The sequence below is a fragment of the Herbidospora sakaeratensis genome, from assembly GCF_001570525.1.
In the GTDB taxonomy this organism is placed as follows: Bacteria; Actinomycetota; Actinomycetes; order Streptosporangiales; family Streptosporangiaceae; genus Herbidospora; species Herbidospora sakaeratensis.
Map to the genome: position 1 here is coordinate 111,614 of NZ_BBXC01000018.1, position 21,751 is coordinate 133,364.

20 protein-coding genes are annotated in these 21,751 nt (G+C 70.9%); 6 read left to right on the forward strand and 14 right to left on the reverse strand.

Features of this window, described 5'->3' with window-relative positions:
- Nucleotides 1-130: 130 nt before the first annotated feature.
- The gene (locus AW271_RS28760; protein WP_218008204.1) at nt 131-1,390 is read left to right on the forward strand and encodes a glycoside hydrolase family 43 protein; all 1,260 of its coding nucleotides are present in this window, start codon (nt 131-133) and stop codon (nt 1,388-1,390) included.
- An 11-nt stretch (nt 1,391-1,401) separates the two neighbouring features.
- Entirely contained in the window at nt 1,402-2,814 is a 1,413-nt protein-coding gene (locus AW271_RS28765) for a family 43 glycosylhydrolase (protein ID WP_083977379.1), read from the forward strand.
- Here the strand turns inward: AW271_RS28765 and AW271_RS28770 are convergent.
- Nucleotides 2,801-3,748, reverse strand: coding sequence for a DMT family transporter (locus AW271_RS28770; protein WP_083977381.1), 948 nt, complete (start codon nt 3,746-3,748; stop codon nt 2,801-2,803). The genes AW271_RS28765 and AW271_RS28770 overlap by 14 nt on opposite strands.
- On the opposite strand from AW271_RS28770, the gene AW271_RS28775 reads away from it, so the two are divergent.
- From AW271_RS28775 to AW271_RS28790, 4 genes are all read left to right on the forward strand, one after another.
- Complete coding sequence (locus AW271_RS28775) at nt 3,747-5,186, forward strand: aminotransferase-like domain-containing protein (protein ID WP_062340741.1); 1,440 nt, start codon at nt 3,747-3,749, stop codon at nt 5,184-5,186. The genes AW271_RS28770 and AW271_RS28775 overlap by 2 nt on opposite strands.
- Before the next feature lie 91 nt (nt 5,187-5,277).
- Nucleotides 5,278-5,814, forward strand: a complete 537-nt coding sequence (locus AW271_RS28780) for a CGNR zinc finger domain-containing protein (RefSeq protein WP_245653253.1) — start codon at nt 5,278-5,280, stop codon at nt 5,812-5,814.
- A gap of 38 nt (nt 5,815-5,852) precedes the next feature.
- On the forward strand, nt 5,853-6,470 hold the full coding sequence (locus AW271_RS28785; protein ID WP_062340742.1) for a GNAT family N-acetyltransferase: 618 nt from the start codon (nt 5,853-5,855) through the stop codon (nt 6,468-6,470).
- Nucleotides 6,467-7,342, forward strand: coding sequence for a 1,4-dihydroxy-2-naphthoate polyprenyltransferase (locus AW271_RS28790; RefSeq protein ID WP_062340743.1), 876 nt, complete (start codon nt 6,467-6,469; stop codon nt 7,340-7,342). Before AW271_RS28785 ends, AW271_RS28790 begins: the two co-directional genes overlap by 4 nt.
- 188 nt (nt 7,343-7,530) lie before the next feature.
- Here AW271_RS28790 and dapB read toward each other — a convergent pair whose 3' ends face one another.
- The 13 genes from dapB to rimP form a co-directional block, all read right to left on the reverse strand.
- Entirely contained in the window at nt 7,531-8,271 is a 741-nt protein-coding gene (gene dapB / locus AW271_RS28795) for a 4-hydroxy-tetrahydrodipicolinate reductase (RefSeq protein WP_062340744.1), read from the reverse strand.
- A gap of 16 nt (nt 8,272-8,287) precedes the next feature.
- Entirely contained in the window at nt 8,288-9,595 is a 1,308-nt protein-coding gene (locus AW271_RS28800; RefSeq protein WP_083977413.1) for a M16 family metallopeptidase, read from the reverse strand.
- Nucleotides 9,595-11,913, reverse strand: coding sequence for a polyribonucleotide nucleotidyltransferase (locus AW271_RS28805; protein WP_062340746.1), 2,319 nt, complete (start codon nt 11,911-11,913; stop codon nt 9,595-9,597). Before AW271_RS28805 ends, AW271_RS28800 begins: the two co-directional genes overlap by 1 nt.
- Nucleotides 11,914-12,141: 228 nt before the next feature.
- Nucleotides 12,142-12,411: a 30S ribosomal protein S15 gene (gene rpsO, locus AW271_RS28810; protein ID WP_030450882.1), complete on the reverse strand. Its 270-nt coding sequence runs from the start codon at nt 12,409-12,411 to the stop codon at nt 12,142-12,144.
- A 197-nt stretch (nt 12,412-12,608) separates the two neighbouring features.
- A complete protein-coding gene (locus AW271_RS28815; RefSeq protein WP_062340850.1) occupies nt 12,609-13,529 on the reverse strand; it encodes a bifunctional riboflavin kinase/FAD synthetase in 921 nt (306 codons plus the stop codon).
- A gap of 161 nt (nt 13,530-13,690) precedes the next feature.
- On the reverse strand, nt 13,691-14,575 hold the full coding sequence (truB, locus tag AW271_RS40190; protein ID WP_062340747.1) for a tRNA pseudouridine(55) synthase TruB: 885 nt from the start codon (nt 14,573-14,575) through the stop codon (nt 13,691-13,693).
- A complete protein-coding gene (locus AW271_RS40195; protein WP_062340748.1) occupies nt 14,572-15,558 on the reverse strand; it encodes a DHH family phosphoesterase in 987 nt (328 codons plus the stop codon). The genes truB and AW271_RS40195 overlap by 4 nt, the downstream gene beginning before the upstream one ends.
- Nucleotides 15,555-16,031 (reverse strand): 30S ribosome-binding factor RbfA, encoded by a 477-nt coding sequence (gene rbfA / locus AW271_RS28830; protein WP_062340749.1) that lies wholly within the window; start codon nt 16,029-16,031, stop codon nt 15,555-15,557. The genes AW271_RS40195 and rbfA overlap by 4 nt, the downstream gene beginning before the upstream one ends.
- Before the next feature lie 52 nt (nt 16,032-16,083).
- Nucleotides 16,084-16,380: a DUF503 domain-containing protein gene (locus AW271_RS28835; protein WP_030450887.1), complete on the reverse strand. Its 297-nt coding sequence runs from the start codon at nt 16,378-16,380 to the stop codon at nt 16,084-16,086.
- A 106-nt stretch (nt 16,381-16,486) separates the two neighbouring features.
- On the reverse strand, nt 16,487-19,684 hold the full coding sequence (gene infB / locus AW271_RS28840) for a translation initiation factor IF-2 (RefSeq protein WP_062340750.1): 3,198 nt from the start codon (nt 19,682-19,684) through the stop codon (nt 16,487-16,489).
- Nucleotides 19,685-19,826: 142 nt separating this feature from the next.
- Nucleotides 19,827-20,153: a YlxR family protein gene (locus tag AW271_RS28845; RefSeq protein ID WP_369408479.1), complete on the reverse strand. Its 327-nt coding sequence runs from the start codon at nt 20,151-20,153 to the stop codon at nt 19,827-19,829.
- Nucleotides 20,113-21,102, reverse strand: a complete 990-nt coding sequence (nusA, locus tag AW271_RS28850) for a transcription termination factor NusA (protein WP_197038487.1) — start codon at nt 21,100-21,102, stop codon at nt 20,113-20,115. Before nusA ends, AW271_RS28845 begins: the two co-directional genes overlap by 41 nt.
- Nucleotides 21,103-21,125: 23 nt before the next feature.
- Nucleotides 21,126-21,626, reverse strand: coding sequence for a ribosome maturation factor RimP (gene rimP / locus AW271_RS28855; protein ID WP_062340752.1), 501 nt, complete (start codon nt 21,624-21,626; stop codon nt 21,126-21,128).
- Nucleotides 21,627-21,751 lie beyond the last annotated feature (125 nt).

Below are 21,751 nucleotides of genomic sequence, written 5' to 3' on the forward strand. Positions count from 1 at the left end.
AATATCGCCATTCGCGAAAGTTTCACGCCACCTCCGCCCCCACCTGCACCAACCCCACCCCCCAGTTGACAGACCCGCACCCCCGGGTTAGCCATGAGTTCCGATGTTAGCGATAACACATGGACCCCACATGCTGAGAAGAGTGCTGCTCCCCCTCCTCCTCGTCGCCGCCGTCCTCCACCCCACCCCCGCCAACGCCGCCGGCCCCGCCCCGCACTACCTGATGACCGCGTTCACCAACGCCAGCGAGTCGAACATGTACGTCTACGACTCCAGCAACGCGGCCAACTACAACCTCATCAGGGCCAACGCCTACACACCCCCCTCGGGCCTGATCCGCGACCCGAGCGTCATCAAGCACACCGACGGCTACTACCACCTCGTCTACACGACCGGCTGGACCGGCAACACGATCGGGTTCGCCCGCAGTGCCGACGCCGTGACCTGGACGTTCCAGCGCAACGTCACCGTCGGGTTGAACGGGTCGACCGGCAGCACGTGGGCGCCCGAGTGGTTCCGCGACTCCGACGGGAGTGTGCACGTCGTCTTCTCGGCGTCGACGACCGGAACGGCGGGCCAGTTCCGGCCCTATCGCATCACGGCCACCAATTCCGCGCTCTCGACGTGGTCGGCGGCGACGCCGCTCGGCATTCCGGCCAATTACATCGACAGTTTTCTCGTCAAGGTCGACGGGGTCTATCACAATTTCCTGAAGAACGAGACGACCAAGTACATCGAGCATGCCACCGCCACCAGCCTCAACGGGCCCTGGACGTTCGTCGGCACGGGCAACTGGGCGGGGTGGGGGTCGGGGCTCGAAGGGCCCGCGCTGGTGCGGCTTCCGGACAATCGCTGGCGGCTCTACTTCGACAACTACTCGGGCGGGCGTTACTACTACGCCGACAGTTCCAACCTGTCGAGTTTCTCCTCCCGGACCGAGTTGTCGGGGTTGTCGGGCACGGCCCGGCACTTCACCGTCCTGCGGGAGGACTCCGGTGACACGACCGCGCTGCCGACCGGCAACCGGTCGGTGCGGGCCGGGTCCCTGTACGTCCGCCACCGCGACTACCAGGCCTACCTGGAGAACGTCACGTCGAGCAGCCCGCTGCTGGCGCGGCAGGACTCCACCTTCACGGTCGGCGCGGGGCTGGCGCACTCCGGGTGCTACTCGTTCCAGGCGATCAACTTCCCCGGCTACTACCTGCGTCACTACAACATGCAGCTGGTGCTGCAGCGCAACGACGGATCCGCGATCTTCCGCGGTGACGCCACCTTCTGCGCGCGCGGGTCGCTGCTGGAGTCGTACAACCTGCCCGGGAAGTTCCTGAACGGCAGCTTGCGGCTCGATTCGACCGGCACCGCCTTCACCGTGACCAGTCCGCTGGCCTGAGAGGACCCGTCATGCGCCTGTTACGCCTGGTCGTCGCCGTGGCGACGCTGCTGCTCCTGACGCCGATGCCGGCGCAGGCCAGTCCGGCCGTGCAGTACTCGAACCCGATCGCGGCGCAGCGCGCCGATCCGCACATCTTCCGGCACACCGACGGCTACTACTACTTCACCGCCACGGTGCCCGAGTACGACCGCATCGTGCTGCGCCGCGCGACCACGATCCAGGGGCTGGCGAGCGCGCCCGAGACCGTCATCTGGCGCAAGCACTCCTCCGGCGAGATGGGGGCGCACATCTGGGCGCCCGAGATCCACTTCATCAACGGGCGCTGGTACGTCTACTTCGCCGCCGGCCGCGCCGACGACGTGTGGCGCATCCGCATGTACGTCCTGGAGAGCACCGCGGCCAACCCCCTGACCGGCACGTGGACCGAACGCGGGCGCATCTCCACGCCCTGGGACACCTTCTCGCTGGACGCCTCGACCTTCGTGCACAACGGCGTGCGCTACCTGACCTGGGCGCAGCAGGAGCCGGGCATCTCGACCAACTCCAACCTGTACATCGCCCGGATGGGGAGCAATCCCTGGCAGATCACCGGAACCACCACCCGCCTGACGATCCCCACCCTGGCCTGGGAGACCCGGGGCTACCGGGTCGCGGAGGGGCCGTCGGTGATCCAGCGGAACGGGCGGTTGTTCCTGACCTACTCGGCCAGCGCCACCGACGCGAACTACTGCCTCGGCCTGCTGACCGCGTCGGCGTCTTCGGATCCGCTCAACGCCGCGTCGTGGACGAAGAGCGCCAACCCGGTCTTCGTGTCGAGTTCGGCGACCGGCCAGTGGGGGCCGGGCCACAACTCCTTCACCGTCTCGGAGGACGGCCAGAGCGACCTGCTCGTCTACCACGACCGGTCGTACCAGAACATCTCGGGCGACCCGCTGAACGACCCGAACCGGCGGACGCGGGTGCAGAAGATCTACTGGCGGGCCGACGGCACGCCCGACTTCGGCATTCCGGTGCCCGACGGCGCCACCCCGGTGCGGCTCATGTCGGGGAACTACGCGGTCCGGCACTGGGAGTACCGCGTCCGGCTCGAAACCAATGTCACGCCGCTGGCCGACAGTCAGTTCCGGCAGGTCGCCGGGCTGACCGGGTCGGGCACGGTGTCGCTGGAGTCGACCAACTTCCCGGGCTACTTCCTGCGGCACCGCAACCACGAGGCGTGGGTCGAGCGCAACGACAACTCCGCGCTGTTCCGATCCGACGCCTCGTTCTACCGGCGCACCGGGCTGACCGGCGGCGGAGTCTCGTACGAGTCGGTCAACTTCCCCGGCTACTTCCTGCGGCACCGGTCGGGCCTGGTCTGGGTCGAGCAGAACGACGGCGCGGCCGCCTTCCAGAGCAGCGCCACGTTCACGCTCGAATAACACCTGCCCGGGTGCGCTGGGTGGCGGCCACGCAGACCAGCACGGCCATGGCCGCCACGATCGTCCAGGGGTCGAAGGGTTCGCCCAGCAGCAGGACCGCCCAGCTCAGCGTCAGCAGAGGCTGCGCGAGCTGGGTCTGGCCCGCTCGGGCGATCCCGCCCTGGGCGAGGCCGGCGTACCAGGGGATGAAGCCGAGGTACATGGAGATGAGGCCGGTGTAGAGGAAGCCCGCGACCGACTCGCCGGTGAGCACCGGCTCGGTCGTCAGGGCGAGCCAGACGGTCAGCGGGACCGTCAGCGGGGCGGCCACGACGAGGGCGTAGGAGATGACCCGCCAGCCGGGGGTGGTCCGGGTCAGCCGGGCCCCCTCGGTGTAGCCGACGGCGGCCGAGCCGAGGGCCAGCACGAGCAGCAGGTCGGCCGTGGCCACGTGGCCGCCGCCGCGCGACAGGGTGAAGACGGTGATCGACAGCGCCCCCAGGCCGCTGGCCAGCCAGAAGGCCGCCCGGGGGCGTTCCCCGGCGCGCAACACGGCGAACACCGCGGTGGCGGCCGGGAGCAGGCCGATGATCACGGCCGAGTGGGAGGTGGACGCGCCGCCGTACAGGGCCAGGCCGCTGAAGACGGGGAAGCCGAAGACGACGCCGAGGGCGATGACGACGTAGGACCCGAGGTCGCGGCGGGGCGGCAGCAGCGGGGCCCGCGCGATCAGCAGGAAGCCCGCGGCCACCACCAGGGCGAGCACCGCGCGGCCGATGGCGACCAGGAAGGGGTCGAGGCCGCGCATGGCGTACACGGTGGCGGGCATCGAGCCGGAGAAGGCGAGCACGCCGACGGCGGCGAGTGCGGTGCCGAGACCAGCGCTATCAGGTCGCTTGATTGATCCGCTACTGGCTACCTGCTCGTGAACGATAGCGCTACTCTTGGTTCTCATGAACGACGATAGCAGTATCGCTCGTCTCGTCGACAGCCTGAAAGCTCAGGCCGCCTCCCTGCGGGCGGGCGACCGGCTGCCCTCCAGCCGGGAGATCGTCCAGGCCCACGGCGTCTCGCCCGTCACGGTCTCCAAGGCGGTCGCGCGGCTGGTCGCCGAAGGGGTCGTCACCACCCGGCCGGGCGCGGGCGCGTTCGTGGCCGCGCCGCCGAGGCCGAAGGAGACCGATCCGTCGTGGCAGACCGTCGCCCTGGGCGAGCGGGTGGTCGACGAGGCGCCGCTGACGTCGATCCTCCAGCAGCCCGAGGATGGGGTGATCCCGCTCACCGGCGGTTATCTGAACCCGGTGCTGCGGCCCACCAAGGAACTCGGGGCGGCCGCGATCAGGGCGGTGAAGCGGCCCGACGCCTGGTCGATGCCGCCGCGCGCGGGCGTGCCCGAGTTGCGCACCTGGTTCGCCGGCGAGACCGAGACGACGCAGAACGACGTGCTCATCGTCAGCGGCGGGCAGGCCGCGCTGACCCACGCCTTCCGCGGGCTGGCCGCGCCGGGCGACCCGGTGCTGGTGGAGACGCCGACCTATCCGGGGGCGCTGGCGACCGCGCGGGCGGCGGGGCTGCGGGTGGTGCCGGTGCCCGCCGACGAGGGCGGAGTGCGGCCCGACCAGCTCGCCGAGGCGTTCGCGCGGACGGGGGCCAGGGTCTTCTACTGCCAGCCGACGTTGCAGAACCCGACGGGGGCGACGTTGTCACTGGACCGGCGGCGGCAGGTGCTCGCCGTCGCACGGGCGGCCGGCGCCTTCGTCGTGGAGGACGACTTCGCCCGCTATCTGACCACCACTCCCCCGCCGCCTCCGCTGGTGGCGCTGGACACGCACGGCACGGTCGTGCACGTGTTGTCGCTCAGCAAGATCACCGCGCCCAGCCTCCGGGTGGCCGGGCTGGTCGCCCGGGGGCCGGCCGCCGCGCGGCTGCGGGCCGCGCAGATCGTGGAGTCGTTCTTCGTCGCCCGGCCGCTGCAGGAGACGGCGCTGGAGTTCGTGTCGGCCCCGGCCTGGCGGCGGCACCGGGCCGCCGTCGCGGCGGAGATCGACGAGCGGCGGGGCATCCTGCTGGAGAGCCTGGGGCGGCACCTGCCCGGCGCGCGGGTGGAGCTGGCCCCGAAGGGAGGGCTCCATGTGTGGGTACGGCTCCCGCCCGCCCTCGACGAATCGGCGCTGGTCGAACGCGCCCAGCGGGCGGGCGTGCTGGTCAGCCCCGGGCGGATCTACCACGCCGCCGAGCCGCCGGGGCCGTGGTTGCGGCTCACCCACACGGCGGCGTCCCATCGGGCGGAGCTGGCCGAGGGGGTCATTCGGCTCGCGACGGCTTACGGGGAACCGCCGACTGGCGCTCCCGCCGCTTCTTCTGCTGGAAGGCCAGGTAGGCGAGGTAGCTGACGTGCATGGTGTACTCCTTCAGGAATTCTCGACACCAGCTAAAGCGTTACGGGGGTGTCTGGTTATTCCCGGCTAGAGTTCCCCGGAAGGGGTGATCACCGTGTCCGGCCCGGCCGAACTGCTGCGCGACTTCGTCAACACCTACGACGTCGAGACCGATACCGACGACCTGACCTCCCCGCGGGCGTTGCGCGACTGGCTCCAGAGCCACGGCCTCCAGCCCGCCGACGATCTCGCGCTCGCCAGGGATCTGCGGGAGGGTCTGAGGGCGGGCCTGCGGCACAACCACGACGCGGTGGCGTACACGACCCCCGAACCCCTGGAGACGGCGCTGGCGGCGCTGTCGCTGCGCGTCGCCCTCGACGGCGGCACGCCCCGGCTCGTGCCGGCCGACGGCGCGGCCCACCGGGGTCTCGCGGAACTCGCGGCCATGATCGCTGCGGCGCACGCCGACGGGACCTGGCCACGCCTTAAGGTGTGCGTCGAGAGCACCTGCCAGGCCGCCTTCATCGACGCGTCGAAGAACCGGTCACGGGCGTGGTGCTCGATGCGCGTGTGTGGAAATCGCACGAAAACTCGGACATATAGGGCACGACGTCAGGCTGAAGGTCCGGGGATGTCCGCCTGACCAGTACGGTGTCATAGGCACAGAAAGGAGCCGGCCAAATGGGTGTCAGACCTGCCCGTCTCGAAGATGTCGACGCGGTGACGAGCACCCAGATCAGGGCGTGGAAGCACGGCTACCGCGACTTCCTGCCCCCCGGCCCGCTGGAGCAGATGACCGGTCAGGCCGCCGAGAAGATGTGGCGGCGCCAGTGGGACGAGGCGATCCTGTCGCCGCCCTCCCCCCGGCACCGGGTGCTCGTCGCCGTGGAACGCGTCGTCCCCGACACCGAAGAGTGGCACGCGCTGGGTCCCGGCGGAGTGCTCGCGGCGCTGCCGACGGCGGCCGAGCGGGCCAGCGACCGCGTCGTCGGGCTCGCCTCCCACGGGCCCGCGGAAGACCCTGATCTGCATCCCGGGTTCACGGCCGAGCTGCTCACGCTGCTGGTCGACCCCAACCACATCCGGCGCGGCCACGGCAGCCGGCTGCTCAACGCGACCGTCGACCACCTGCGCGACGACGGCTACAGCTCCGTCGTGACCTGGGTGTTCGCCGAGAACTACGCGATGCTCGGGTTCCTCGAATCGGCCGGCTGGGGCGAAGACATGGCCGAACGGGTGCTCGACATGGGCCGTCCGATCCGGATGGTCCGCATGACGACGGACATCTCACGCGCGTGACCACCCCGGCTCAATGGGTCGCCGGCGCGCGGCCCCGCACTCTCCCCGCAGCGGTCGTCCCGGTCGCGGCCGGCACCGGCGTCGCCATCGGGGCCGGTCACTTCGTCTGGTGGGCGGCCCTGGCCGCCCTCTTCGTCGCCCTGGTCCTCCAGGTCGGCGTCAACTACGCCAACGACTACAGCGACGGCGTCAAGGGCACCGACGACGGCCGGGTCGGCCCGATGCGGCTCGTCGGCTCGAAGGCGGCCACGCCCAAGGCGGTGCTCACCGCGGCGCTCGGCTGCTTCGCCGCCGCCGCCGTGGTCGGCCTGGCCCTCGTGGTGGCGACCTCGGCCTGGTGGATGCTGGCCTTCGGGGCCCTGTCGATCCTGGCGGCCTGGTTCTACACGGGCGGCTCGCGCCCCTACGGCTACCGGGCGCTCGGCGAGTTGTCGGTGTTCTTCTTCTTCGGCCTGGTGGCGGTCATCGGCACCGCCTACGTCCAGATCGGCTGGTCGTGGACGTCGGTGTGGGTCGCGGTGCCGGTCGGGCTCCTGGCCATGGCATTGCTCGTGGTCAACAACCTGCGCGACCGTCAGACCGACGAGCCCGCGGGGAAGCGCACGCTCGCGGTGGTGCTCGGCGACCGCCGCACCCGGTTCCTCTACGCGGCGTGCCTGCTGGTGCCGTTCGCCTGCCTGGTGCCGCTGGCGTTCTCCCACCCGTTCGCGGCACTCGGCCTGCTGGCGCTGCCGCTGGCGATCAGGCCGGTGCGCGAGGTCATGAACGGCCTCGAAGGGCGGGCGCTGATCGCGACCCTCCAGCAGACCGGCCGCTTGCAGATCGTCTTCGGCCTGCTCTTCGCGATCGGCCTGTCCGTCAACCTGGCCTGAAAAGCGCATCTTTCCGTTACGGCTCCGCCCACCCCGGCGCCGACCCCCGCACTCCGGTAAGCCGCGTGACCGGCGCCGACCGGCCGCGCCGACTCGGCGCCCGACGGCCGGAGCCCTCCCGCCCGGGGTGCCATCATGCCCCGGGTGACCGACGTTTTCGCGGCGAGCGGCGCAGCCTGTGGAAGCGCCTAAAGGTCGAGCAGCGCGTCGAGGCCCACCGTGAGCCCGGCGGGCAGGTCGCGCACCTTCCGGACCCCCAGCAGCACGCCCGGCGTGAACGACGACCGGTTCATGGTGTCGTGGCGGATGGTCAGGATCTCGCCGTCGCCGCCCAGGATGACCTCCTGGTGGGCGATCAGCCCGGCCAGCCGCACCGCGTGGACGCGGACGCCGTCGACGTCGGCTCCCCGCGCGCCCGGGAGCTCCTGGGAGGTCGCGTCGGGCATCGGACCCACCCCGGCCTCGGCGCGGGCGGCGGCGATCAGCTCGGCGGTCCGCCGGGCGGTGCCCGAGGGCGCGTCGGCCTTGTTCGGGTGGTGCAGCTCGACGATCTCGGCCGACTCGAAGAAGCGCGCCGCCTGCGCGGCGAAGTGCATCATCAGCACGGCCGCGATGCCGAAGTTGGGGGCGATCAGGGCGTTGGTACCGGGGTTGGCCGCCAGCAGGGCCCTGACCTCGTCGAGGCGGCCGGGGTCGAAGCCGGTCGTGCCGACGACCGGGTGAACCCCCCGCTCGACGCACCAGCGGAGGTTGCCCATCACCACGTCGGGGTGGGTGAAGTCGACCACCACCTCGGCCTCGGCGATCGGGTCGAGCGCGTCGTCCTTGTCGACGGCCGCCACGAGCTCCAGATCGTCGGCCGCGTGGACGGCCTTGCACACTTCCACCCCGACGCGGCCACGCGCGCCCAGCACACCTACTCTGATCACAAGCCAAGGCTAGCGGTCAGCTCACCGAGGCAGAGAAGTCCTTCCCGGCGAACGGCCCGATGACCGCGAGGGTCAGCGGACGGGTCAGCACGTCGGAGGCCACCTCGGCGATGTCGGCCGCGGTCACGGCGTCGATGCGCGCCAGAACCTCGTCGACCGACATCAGCCGGTCGTAGACGAGCTCGCTCTTGCCGATCCGGGACATGCGGGAGCCGGTGTCCTCCAGGCCGAGCACCAGACCGCCGCGCATCTGGCCCTTGCCGCGCACGATCTCCTCCTCGGTGAAGCCGTCGGAGACCACCCGCCCGATCTCGTCGCGGCAGATCTTGAGGACGTCGTCGATCTTCGAGGGGAGGCAGCCGACGTACACCCCGAACTGGCCGGTGTCGGCGTACTGCGAGGTGTAGCTGTAGGCGCTGTAGGCCAGGCCGCGCTTCTCCCGGATCTCCTGGAACAGGCGGGAGGACATGCCGCCGCCGAGCGCCGCGTTGAGCACCCCGAGGGCGAACCTGCGGTCGTCGGTCCGGCTGACGCCGGTCGTGCCCAGCACGAGGTTGGCCTGCTCGGTCGGCCGGTCGACCACCTTCACGCCCCGGTGGGCGGGCAGGCTCACGCCGCCGACGCGGGGCGGGATCGGGGCGGCGTCGCCGCCCAGGGCCCCGGCGCGCTCGTAGGCGCGGGCGACCAGTTCCACCACGTGCTCGTGGGAGACGTTGCCGGCCACCGAGATCACGGTGTGGGTCGGCAGGTAGAAGCGCTGGTAGTACTCGTCGATGCGGTCGCGCGACAGGGCGTTGATCGTCTCCTCGTTGCCGAGGATCGGCCGCCCGATCGGGGTGTCGCCGTAGAGCTGCTCGGAGAACGCCTCGTGGACCACGTCGGAGGGGTCGTCGTCGTGCATGGCGATCTCCTCGAGGATCACGCCCCGCTCCGACTCGACGTCGTCGGGGGTGATCAGGGACGAGGTGACCACGTCGGCCAGCACGTCGATCGCCAGCGGCAGGTCCTCGTCGAGGACCCGCGCGTAGTAGCAGGTGTACTCCTTGGCGGTGAACGCGTTGATCTCGCCGCCGATGCCCTCGATCGACGCGGAGATCTCCATCGCGTCGCGCGTGGGCGTGCCCTTGAACAGCAGGTGCTCAAGGAAGTGGGTGGCTCCGGTGTGCTCCGGGTCCTCGTCGCGCGAGCCGATGCCGACCCACGCGCCGACCGCGACGGAACGCACGGTCGGCATGGTCTCGGTCACCACGCGGAGCCCACCGGGCAGGACGGTGCGGCGGATGACCCCCGCACCGTCCTTTCCATCGAACAGGGTCGTCGTGATCACGAGTTGCGGTCGTCCCGTCCGGAACGGCTGCGGGTGCGGCGGCGGCGCGGCTCGTCGTCGCCGCCACGGGCCTCCGACTGCTCCGCGGGGGCCGCCTCGGGCTCGGGCTCGCCGGCCTCGGCGCGGGCGGCCTTCTCGGCCGCCTCCTTCTCCACGACCTCGACCGGGACCAGGGAGAGCTTGCCGCGCGAGTCGATCTCGGCGATCTCCACCTGGATCTTCTCGCCGACGCCCATCACGTCTTCCACGTTCTCGATGCGCTTGCCGCCGTGCAGCTTGCGGATCTGGGAGACGTGGAGGAGGCCGTCCTTGCCGGGCATGAGGCTGATGAACGCGCCGAAGGCGGCGATCTTGACGACCGTGCCCAGGTAGCGCTCGCCGACCTCTGGCATGTGCGGGTTGGCGATGGCGTTGATCGCGCTCCGGGCCGCCTCGGCCGAGGGGCCGTCGGTGGCGCCGATGTAGATCGTGCCGTCGTCCTCGATGGTGATCTCGGCGCCCGTGTCGTCCTGGATCTGGTTGATCATCTTGCCCTTCGGGCCGATGACCTCGCCGATCTTGTCTACGGGGACCTTGATCGTGATGATGCGCGGCGCGGTCGGGTTCATCTCCGCCGGGGAGTCGATCGCCTCCTGCATCACGTCGAGGATGGCCAGCCGCGCGCCGCGCGCCTGCTTCAGCGCGGCGGCCAGGACCGAGGCGGGGATGCCGTCGAGCTTGGTGTCGAGCTGCAGGGCGGTGATGACGTCCTTGGTGCCGGCGACCTTGAAGTCCATGTCGCCCATGGCGTCTTCGGCGCCCAGGATGTCGGTCAGGGTGACGTAGGTGTCGCCCTCGCCGATCAGGCCCATCGCGATGCCGGCCACCATCTCCTTGAGCGGCACGCCGGCGTCGAGCAGCGCCATCGTCGAGGCGCAGACCGAGCCCATCGAGGTCGAGCCGTTGGAGCCCAGGGCCTCGGAGACCTGGCGGATGGCGTAGGGGAACTCCTCGCGGCTCGGGAGAACCGGGATGAGCGCCCGCTCGGCCAGTGCGCCGTGGCCGATCTCGCGGCGCTTGGGCGAGCCCACGCGGCCGGTCTCACCGGTCGAGTAGGGCGGGAAGTTGTAGTTGTGCATGTAGCGCTTGGTGCGCTCGGGGTTGAGCGTGTCGATCATCTGCTCCATGCGGAGCATGTTCAGCGTGGTGATGCCCAGGATCTGGGTCTCGCCGCGCTCGAACAGGGCCGAGCCGTGGACGCGGGGCACGACGTGGACCTCGGCGTTGAGCCCCCGGATGTCCTTCGGGCCGCGGCCGTCGATGCGGACGCCCTCGCTGATGACGCGCTCGCGCATCAGCTTCTTGGTCAGGCTGCGGTAGGCGGCCGACAGTTCCTTCTCGCGGCCCTCGAAGTCGGCCAGCAGCTTCTCGCCGACCAGGCCCTTGACCCGGTCGATCTCGGCCTCGCGCTCCTGCTTGCCGGCGATGGTCAGCGCGGCGGCGAGCTCGGAGCGCACGGCGCCCTCGACGGCGGCCAGCGCGTCTTCCTGGTAGTCGAGGAAGATCGGGAACTCGCCGGTCTCCTTGGCGGCGACCTGCGCCACCTTCGACTGCGCCTCGCACAGCACCTTGATGAACGGCTTGGCCGCCTCGAGGCCCTGGGCGATGGTCTCCTCGGTGGGCGCGACCGCGCCCTCGGCGACTAGCTTCAGCGTGTCCTTGGTCGACTCGGCCTCGACCATCATGATCGCGACGTCGCCGTCGGCGAGCACGCGGCCGGCCACGACCATGTCGAAGGTCGCGCCCTCGAGCTCGGTGTGGGTCGGGAACGCCACCCACTGGCCGCTGATCAGCGCGACCCGGACGCCGCCGATGGGGCCCGAGAAGGGCAGCCCGGCGAGCTGGGTCGAGAGGCTGGCGGCGTTGATCGCGACGACGTCGTAGAGGTGCTCGGGGTTGAGCGCCATGACGGTGGCGACGATCTGGATCTCGTTGCGCAGGCCCTTGACGAACGAGGGGCGCAGCGGCCGGTCGATGAGCCGGCAGGTCAGGACCGCGTCTTCGGACGGGCGGCCCTCACGGCGGAAGAACGAGCCGGGGATGCGGCCCGCGGCGTACATGCGCTCCTCGACGTCGACCGTGAGCGGGAAGAAGTCGAGGCTTTCCTTGGGGTTCTTCGAGGCGGTGGTCGCAGAAAGGATCATCGTCTCGTCGTCGAGGTAGACGACGGCGGACCCCGCCGCCTGGCGGGCGAGACGGCCGGTTTCGAACCGGATCGTCCGCGTGCCGAAGGAGCCGTTGTCGATGACGGCTTCCGTGCTGTGGACACCCTCCACGGGGGACCTCCTTTGTCGGGTCGGTCACCCCACGTCGCCGGCTCCCGGAGGTGCGGCGCCGGTCTTCGATCGAAGCGCCCGGTCGCGTCGACCGGGGGCCACTACCGAGGACCGGCCCTCTTTTTCCGCGGAATGACGCGGGGCACTGGTTTCACGGGTGGTGTGTGGTTATTCAGTTGTCGTTACGCGGAAGGGAGCGGCGTGCGTCGCCGCTCCCTTCCCGACGCCTTATCGGCGCAGACCCAGCCGCTCGATCAGCGAGCGGTAGCGGGTGATGTCCTTCGCCTGCAGGTACTTCAGCAGACGGCGACGACGGCCGACCAGCAGGAGCAGGCCGCGGCGGCTGTGGTGGTCGTGCTTGTGGGTCTTGAGGTGCTCGGTCAGGTCGCTGATGCGCTTGCTCAGCAGCGCGATCTGCACCTCGGGGGACCCGGTGTCGCCCTCGCTGGCGCCGTATTCGGCGACGATGGCCTTGGTCGTGGCGGTGTCGAGCGACACTGCTTCTCCTTTGTTCCCTGGGCACGCGTAGCCATTGCGATCCCGCGAACGACCGTGCGTGCCTACAGTCGCCGTGACGAGAAGCCGGTGATTACTCAGCCGACATACAAGGCTACCATCGCCCGTTAACCAGCCGAGACGGCAAGCGAGACGCGGACGGCCGAAGGCCGGCCGTGGCTCGCGTCAGGGAATCTGCCTCAAAGAAGGCGTCGGGCCTCGTCGACGTCGGCGCGCATCTGTTCGACCAGAGCCTCGACCGAGTCGAACTTCAGGGTGTCGCGCAGCCGCGCGAGGAAGTCGACCGAGACGTGGAGGCCGTAGAGGTCGAGATCGTCGCGGTCGAGGGCGTACGCCTCGACGGTCCGGACCACGCCCTCGAAGGTCGGGTTGGTGCCGATGGAGATCGCGGCGGGCCAGCGCTCGTCGGGCGACTCGAGCCAGCCGGCGTAGACGCCGTCGGCCGGGATCGCCGTGTGGGGGGCCGACTCGACGTTGGCGGTCGGGAACCCCAGGGCCTTGCCGCGCTGGTGGCCCCGGACGACCACGCCCTCGACCCGGTGGAGGCGGCCCAGCTCGTCGGCGGCGGCGGCCACGTCGCCGTCGGTCAGGTGCTGGCGGATCAGCGAGGACGTGATGTCCTCGAGGCTGCTGACCAGCGGGACCCCGACGGCGACGAAGTCGTACTTCTCGCCGAGCTCGCGCAGGGTGGCGAGGTTGCCGGCGGCCTTATGGCCGAACCGGAAGTTCTCCCCCACCACGACGCCGGCGGCGTGGAGCCGGTCGACCAGGGCGATCTGCACGAACTCCTCGGGCGAGGTGCGCGAGAACTCCAGCGTGAACGGCAGGATCAGCACCGCGTCGACGCCGAGGGCGCCGAGCAGCTCGATGCGCCGGTGGGGGGTGGAGAGCTGGGAGGGGTGGCTGCCGGGCCGCACCACCTCGTCGGGGTGGGGGTCGAAGGTCACCGCGACCGAGGCGACCCCGAGCTCACGGGCCAGGTCGACGGCCCGGCGCACCAGCGTCTGGTGACCCCGGTGCACGCCGTCGAACACCCCGATCGTGACGACGGACCGGCCCCAGTCCGCGGGCACGTCGTCAAGTCCGAGCCAGCCACGCACGTCGACCCCCAACAGGCAAGAAGCTAAGTCGTCCTAAGCGTCCCACACACCCCGGAACCCGTGAGCCCCTGGCCCCGGCGCGGCCGGTCGGCGCCGGATACGTCGCGCACCCGGGGCGGCGGTCGGCGCCGGGGTGGGCGGAGCCGTAACGGAGAAAGCTTTTACGACACGAAGACGGCGAGGGGTTTGGCGGCCCCGCCCTTCTCCTCGACCAGCGCGAGGAGTTCGCCGCCCGGGGCGAAGACGCCGATCGGGCCCTCGCCCAGCCCGGCGGCCTTCAGGCGGCCCCCGTGGGAGACCAGGCGGGCCTCCTCCTCCGTCACGTCGCGGCGGGGGAAGGCCTGGGAGACGGCGTCGGCGATGGGCAGGATGACGCACTCCTTCTGGAGCGCCTCGATGGTCAGCGCGTTCTCCACCGCGTAGGGGCCCACGCGGGTGCGGCGCAGCGCCGTCAGGTGGCCGCCCACGCCCAGGCCGTCGCCCAGGTCACGGGCCAGGGAGCGGATGTAGGTGCCGGAGGAGCAGGTGATCACGGCCGTCACGTCGACGTGCTCGCCGAGGGTCACCGAGGTGACCTCGAAGGCGTGGACCGTGATCGGCCGGGCCTGGAGTTCCACCTCCTCGCCCTGGCGGGCCAGCTTGTAGGCCCGCTCGCCGTTCACCTTGATCGCGCTGACCTGCGGCGGGACCTGCATGATCGGCCCGGTCAGCGCCGCGACGCCCTTGTGGACGTCGTCGGCCGTGACGTGGGCGGCGGAGGCGCGGCCGGTCTCCTCGCCCTCGGCGTCGTCGGTGTTGGTCGAGACGCCGAGGCGCATCGTGGCCTCGTAGACCTTCTCGGTCAGCGCCAGGTGGCCCAGCAGGCGGGTGGCCTTCTCGACCCCGACGACCAGCACGCCGGTCGCCATCGGGTCGAGGGTGCCGGCGTGCCCGACCTTGCGGGTGCCGGCGATGCCGCGCATCTTGCCGACGACGTCGTGGGAGGTCCAGCCCGAGGGCTTGTCGACGATGATGATCCCGCTCGGCGGCGGGGGGCGTCTGGTCACGCGAGCAGCTCCGTGAGGCGGGCGACGGTCTCCTGCGGGGTCTCGCGGGAGGAGAACCCGGCCGCGCCGGGATGCCCGCCACCCCCCAGGGCGGTGCAGACACGGCCCACGTCGGCCGTGCCCTTCGAACGGGTCGACACGTTCCAGGCGCCCTCGTCGTCTTCCTTGAAGACCACGGCGACCTCGGCGTCGTCGACCTTGCGCAGGACGTCGATGATCCCTTCGACCTCGTCGTAGGGCAGCGCGTTCAGGGTCCGGTCCTGCCGGGTCACGGTCGTCCAGACCAGCCCGGCGCCGCCGACGGCCGACCGGTCGAGCTCGGCCCGCGACAACGCGGCGCCGAGCACCCGCAGGTAGCCGAACGGCGACCGGTCCCACAACTCCCGCGCGATGGCGTCGGGGTCGAGGCCCGCGTCGAGCAGCCGCCCGGCCAGGGCGTGCACGGCGGGGGTGGTCGAGCTGTAGCGGAACGACCCGGTGTCGGTCACCAGGGCGGTGTAGAGGCAGGCCGCGATGTCCCGGTCGATCGGGAGCCCCAGCCGCCGGATCAGCTCCTCGGCCAGCACGGCCGTGGCCGCCGCCTTCGGGTCGACGAGCTGGACGGTCCCGAACCCGGTGTTGGACGCGTGGTGGTCGAGCACCACCAGTTCCCTCGCGGCCTTGGCCGACGGGACGAGCAGGCCGAGCCGCTCGATCGTGGCGGCGTCGAAGGTGATCATCAGGTCCGGCTCGGCCGGGAAGCGCGCGGAGTCGACCAGGAGGTCCTGGCCGGGGAGGAAACGCAGCAGCCGGGGCACGGTCAGCACGTGGTCGCCGAAGGAGGCGACCACGCGCCGGCCGGACCGCCGCAGCGCCTGGCCGAAGGCCAGCATCGAGCCCAGGGCGTCGCCGTCGGGGGTGACGTGACAGGCCAGGGCGATCGAGTCGTGCGAACCGATGAGCGCGACCGCGCGCGCCCATTCGGCCTCGGCAGGGAGCGTCACTTCGCGCTTCGCTCGGACACCTCGTCGGTGTCGTCCTCGAACTCGTCGTCGAGTTCGTCGTCGTCCTTCTTGTACGGGTCGGCGTCGCCCGCGTAGGCGGCGCCTTCGGCCTTCTTCGCGATCTCGGCGTCGCGGGCCCTGGCCTCGGCGAGCAGGTCGTCCATGTGCCGGGCCGAGTCGGGCAGGGGGTCGTGGGTGAACGTGAGGGTGGGCGTGTGCCGCAGCCCGGTCTGCCGGCCGACCTCCGAGCGGATGATGCCCTTGGCGCTCTCCAGCGCGGCGGCGGTGTCCTTACGCTCGGCGTCCGACCCGAAGACGGTGTAGAAGACCGTCGCCTCGCCCAGGTCGTTGGTGACCCGGGTGTCGGTGATGGTGACGAACCCCAGTCGCGGATCCTTGATCCGCCGTTCCAGCATCTCGGCGACGATCTGCTGGATTCGGTCCGCCAGTTTCCTGGCTCGCGCGGCGTCCATGGGCGCGCTCCCCCTTCTTCCGGATGTACGGCTGACGCTGCGACCTGGCGGTCTATTCCTCGTCGTTGAACAAACGATGCCGAGCCGACAGCAGCTCGATCTCGGGGCGGAAGGCGACGGCCCGCTCGCACGCGTTCAGGACCTCATCGACGTTCCCGGCCGAGCCGGAGACGACGGCGACGCCGATCTCGGCTCTTCGGTGCAGTTCGTGATGGCCGGTCTCGGCCACCGCGACCGCGGGGAACCGCCGGCGCAGCTCGGCGATGAGGGGACGGACAACGGACCGTTTCTCCTTCAGCGAGTGAACGTCGCCGAGGAGGATGTCCAACGTCAGAGCACCGACATACATGTGTTGTTGTGGCGCCAATAGACCCTGGCGCGTGGGTCGTGTGCAGGTTACCCAAGGAAACCGGTCCCCGGCCTGCGAGCAGGCCGGGGACCGGGTCGATCAGCCCTTAGTCGCGGGGCTTCTCACGCATCTCGAACGTCTCGATGACGTCGTCGATCTTGATGTCGTTGTAACCGACGCCGATACCGCACTCGAAGCCCTCGCGGACCTCGGTCGCGTCGTCCTTGAACCGGCGCAGCGACGAGACGGTGAGGTTGTCGGCGATGACGACGCCCTCGCGGATGATCCGGGCCTTGCTGTTGCGGGTGATGACACCCGAGCGGACCAGGGTACCCGCGACGTTGCCGATCTTCGGCACCTTGAAGACCTCGCGGACCTCGGCGGTGCCGGTCTGGATCTCCTCGAACTCGGGCTTGAGCATGCCCTTGAGGGCCGCCTCGATCTCCTCGATCGCCTGGTAGATGACCGAGTAGTAGCGGATGTCGACGCCCTCGCGCTCGGCCAGGTCGCGCGCCCGGACTTCCGGCCGCACGTTGAAGCCGATGATCACCGCGTTGTCGTCGGCGATCGCCAGGTTGACGTCGTACTCCGTGATCGCACCGACGGCGCGGTGCAGCACGCGGAGGTTGACCTCCTCGCCCACATCGATCTTGAGCAGCGCGTCTTCCAGTGCTTCCACCGAACCGGACACGTCACCCTTGATGATGAGCTTGAGCTCGTCGATCTTGCCCTTCTCGTAGTCGCTGAACAGCTCTTCGAGCGTACGGCGGCGACCGGCCTTGGCCATCTCCGCGATGCGCTGACGAGCCGCCCGCTCCTGGGCGATCTGGCGGGCCATCCGGTCGTCGCTGACGACCAGGAAGTTGTCACCCGCGCGGGGCACGGCCGTCAGGCCGAGCACCCGGACCGGACGCGACGGGTCGGCCTCTTCGACCGGCTGCATGTTGTCGTCGAGCATCGCCCGGACGCGGCCGAAGGCCTCGCCACAGACGATCGACTCGCCGACCCGCAGGGTGCCGCGCTGGACCAGCACGGTCGCCACCGGGCCGCGGCCCTTGTCGAGGTGGGCTTCGATCGCCAGACCCTGGGCGTCCATGTCGGGGTTGGCGCGGAGGTCGAGCTCCGCGTCGGCCGTCAGGATGATCGCCTCGAGCAGGTTGTCGATGCCCAGGCCCTGCTTCGCCGAGATGTCGACGAACAGGGTCGAGCCACCGAACTCCTCGGCCACCAGGCCGTATTCGGTCAGCTGGGCCCGGACCTTGGTGGGGTCGGCGCCCTCCTTGTCGATCTTGTTGACCGCGACCACGATCGGCACCTCGGCCGCCTGGGCGTGGTTCAGCGCCTCGATCGTCTGCGGCTTCACACCGTCGTCGGCCGCGACCACCAGGACGGCGATGTCGGTGGCCTGCGCACCACGGGCACGCATGGCGGTGAACGCCTCGTGACCCGGGGTGTCGATGAAGGTGATCTTCCGGTCTTCGCCCTCGTGGGTCGCGTGGACCTGGTAGGCGCCGATGTGCTGGGTGATGCCACCGGCCTCCCGCGCCACCACGTTGGTGTTCCGGATGGCGTCGAGGAGCTTGGTCTTACCGTGGTCGACGTGACCCATGACGGTCACGACCGGCGGACGCGGCGCGAGGTCGGCCTCGTCGCCCTCGTCCTCACCGAACTCGATCTTGAAGGACTCGAGCAGCTCGCGGTCCTCCTCCTCGGGCGAGACGACCTGCACGACGTAGTCGAGCTCGGCGCCGAGGAGCTGCAACGTCTCCTCGTTCACCGACTGGGTCGCGGTCACCATCTCACCGAGGTGGAGCATGATCTGGACCAGCGCCGCCGGGTTCGCGCCGATGCGGTCGGCGAAGTCGGACAACGAGGCGCCGCGCGGGAGACGGATCGTCTGACCGCCGCCACGGGGAGCCTGCACGCCGCCGATCGCCGGCGCCGACATGTTGTCGAACTCCTGGCGCCTCTGGCGCTTGGACTTGCGGCCACGCGTCGGACGGCCACCCGGACGCCCGAAGGCGCCTGCGGTGCCGCCGCCACGGCCACGGCCACCCGGACCGGGACGACCGCCGCCGAAGCCGCCGCCGCCACCACCGGGACCGCCGCCACCCGGACGACCGCCGCCACCGCCACCGGCGGCACCGGCGCGCGGCGCGAAACCGCCGCCGCCACCCGGACGACCGCCACCGCCACCGGGGCGGCCACCGCCGCCACCGGGACGACCGCCGCCGCCACCGGGACCGCGACCGCCGCCGCCGGGCCCGCCACCGGGACCGGCAGGACGACCCTGCGGCATCATCGACGGGTTCGGCCGGGGACCACCCGGACGAGGACCACCGGCACCAGCCGGCGGACGCGGGCCACCCGCGCCGGGCGGACCCGGGCGAGGACCGGCGCCGGCCGGACGAGGACCACCCGCACCGGCGGGACCGGGACGGGGACCGCCGGGACCCGGACGCGGACCGCCCTCACGGCGCGGCTCGCGGGGCCCGCGGTCGCCGCGGTCTTCACGAGGACCGCGGTCGGGCCGGTCACCGCGGTGACCGGCGTGGTCGCCACGAGGACCGGCGTGGTCGCCCCGGTCGGGACGGTCACCACGGTCGGGACGGTCGCCGGGACGCGCGGGCCGCTGGCCCATGCCGCTGGCGTTGGAAGAGAACGGGTTGTTACCCGGACGCGGGCCGCGGGGACCCGGCTTGGGACCGCGCTCGCCACCCGGACGCGGCGCGCCGCCGCCGGCCGCGGGGCCGGGGGTCGGACGCGGGCCGGGAGCGGGCCGGGGACCCGGCTTGGGGCCGGGACCGGGACGCGGGCCGGACGGCGCGGACTGGCCGCCACCGCTGGGCCCGCCGCTGGCCGCGGGTGCACTCGGAGCCGCCGGACGGGGCGCCTCGGGGCGCGGAGCCGGGGCGGGCGGAGCCGCGGGACGCGCGGGGGCCTCGCTCTGGGGAGCGGGCTGCGGCGTCGGATGCGGCATGGGAACGGGACGCGGCGCGGGCCGCGGACCCGGCTTCGGAATCGGCCGGTTGCCGAAGTCCGAAGGCGATGCGGGCGCCGGAGCGCCGTTGCCGGCCTGGTCGTTGCCGACCGGCCGGGGTGCCGGCCGTGGGGCCGGACGGGGGGACTTGCCCCCCTTGGAGTCGCCCTTACCGAACGCCTCCGTCAGTTTGCGGACAACCGGCGCCTCAATCGTTGAAGACGCCGATCGAACGAACTCGCCCATCTCGGTGAGCTTGGCCATGACGACCTTGCTCTCTACACCGAACTCCTTGGCGAGCTCGTATACCCGGACCTTCGCCACTGCACTCCCTAACTCGGCCCGGGAGGCTGTGCCGCCGGACCGTCGCTACCTGGACGTACTCATTGCCGCGTGCTCATCAGGCGCTCATAGCAATCTGACTCCGCCCATCAACTCGGCGTCCTACGAAACAGTTGGTAACCATTCACCCGGCGGCTTTCCTCGTCAAGTCCTCCAAGTAGGCCCGCAAGCGCGTCTGATCGAGCGTTCCCTCCGCGCGGAAAGCGCGGGTGAACGCCCGGCGACGATCTGCGAGCTGCAGGCAGGTCAGGGAGGGGTGCAGTGATGCACCGCGTCCCGGGAGCCGTTTCTGCAGGTCAGGGATGATCACATCCCCGGCCACCACCAGTCGGAGTAGCTCGGACTTGGCCGTGCGAACCCGGCAGCCCACGCACGTTCTCAGCGGGGCGGCCTGGTCACCGTATTCCAGCTTACCTTGCCGACGCATCTGCGGGATCGGCCGGTGCCTCATGAGTATCCGGCTTGATGTCGATGCGCCACCCGGTCAGCCGCGCGGCCAGCCGGGCGTTCTGCCCTTCCTTCCCGATCGCCAGCGACAGCTGGTAGTCGGGGACGGTCACCCGGGCCACCCGGCCGTCGGCGTCGACGACCTCCACACGGGAAACCCGCGCCGGCGACAGCGCATTCCCGACGAAGTCGGCCGGGTCTTCTGACCAGTCGATGATGTCGATCTTCTCGCCGTGCAGCTCGGTCATCACGTTGCGCACCCGGGAGCCCATCGGGCCGATGCAGGCGCCCTTGGCGTTGACGCCGGGCTTGCGGGAGCGGACCGCGATCTTGGTGCGGTGGCCGGCCTCGCGGGCGATGGCGGCGATCTCGACGGTGCCGTCGGCGATCTCCGGGACCTCCAGCGCGAACAGCTTCTTCACCAGGTTCGGGTGGGTGCGGCTCAGGGTCACCGAAGGACCCTTGTTGCCCTTCTTCACCTGGACCACGTAGCAGCGGATGCGCTCCCCGTGGACGTACTCCTCCCCGGGGACCTGCTCGTTGTGGGGCAGGATGGCCTCGATCTTGCCCAGGTCGACCAGCACGACGCGGGGATCCTTGCCCTGCTGGATCACCCCCGCCACCAGCTCGCCCTCGCGGCTCGCGAACTCGCCGAAGTTGATCTCGTCTTCGGCGTCGCGGAGCTGCTGCAGGATGACCTGCTTGGCGGTGGTCGCGGCGATGCGGCTGAAGTTGCCCGGGGTGTCGTCGTACTCCCGGAGGATCTCGCCGTCTTCGCCGATCTCGGCGGCCAGGATCGACACGTGCCCGGAGACGCGGTCGAGCTGGGCGCGGGCCTTCTGCGCGGCGCCCTCGGTGCGGAAGTAGGCGATCAGCAGCGCGTCCTCGATGGCCTTCACGACCAGGTCGAACGAGATGTCCTTCTCCCGCTCCAGGCTGCGCAGGACGCTCATGTCAATGTCCACAAGGCTCCCCCTCAGCCCTCATCGCCGTCTGCGATGTCTTCTTCATCTTCGTCCTCGTCGTCCAGATGGCGGAACTCCACCTGGACCTTGCCCTTTGCCAGATCCGCGTACGCGAAACGGCCGGCGGCCTCGATCTCGACGCCGTCGTCGTCGGCCTCGACGATCCGGCCCTCGACGGCGGCGCCGTCGGTCAGCGCCGCCTTCACCAATCTGCCTCGCGCGCGCCGCCAGTGGCGCGGCTCGGTCAGCGGGCGGTCGACGCCGGGAGAGGTGACCTCCAGCACGTAAGGGCTGTTGCCGAGCGCGTCGCTCGCGTCGAGCTTCTCGGAGACCGAACGGCTGACTTCTGAGACGTCGTCGAGGCTGATGCCGCCGTCACGGTCGACGACCACCCGCACCAGCCGGCGCTTGCCGGCGGGGGTGACCGTCACGTCTTCGAGGTCGAGACCTTCGGCCTCGACGACCGGGGCGAGCAGCGCCACGAGGCGGTCGCGTCGGGCGGATTCGCCCATGGTGACCTCCTTACCAATGGCCATCGGGGGCGTACCTCGCCCAACGTGCCCACAGCCTATCGACAGACCGGCACCGCTCGCCGCGCCGCGCGAACGCCCGCGAGAGCGGGTCCCGTCCGCGAAGC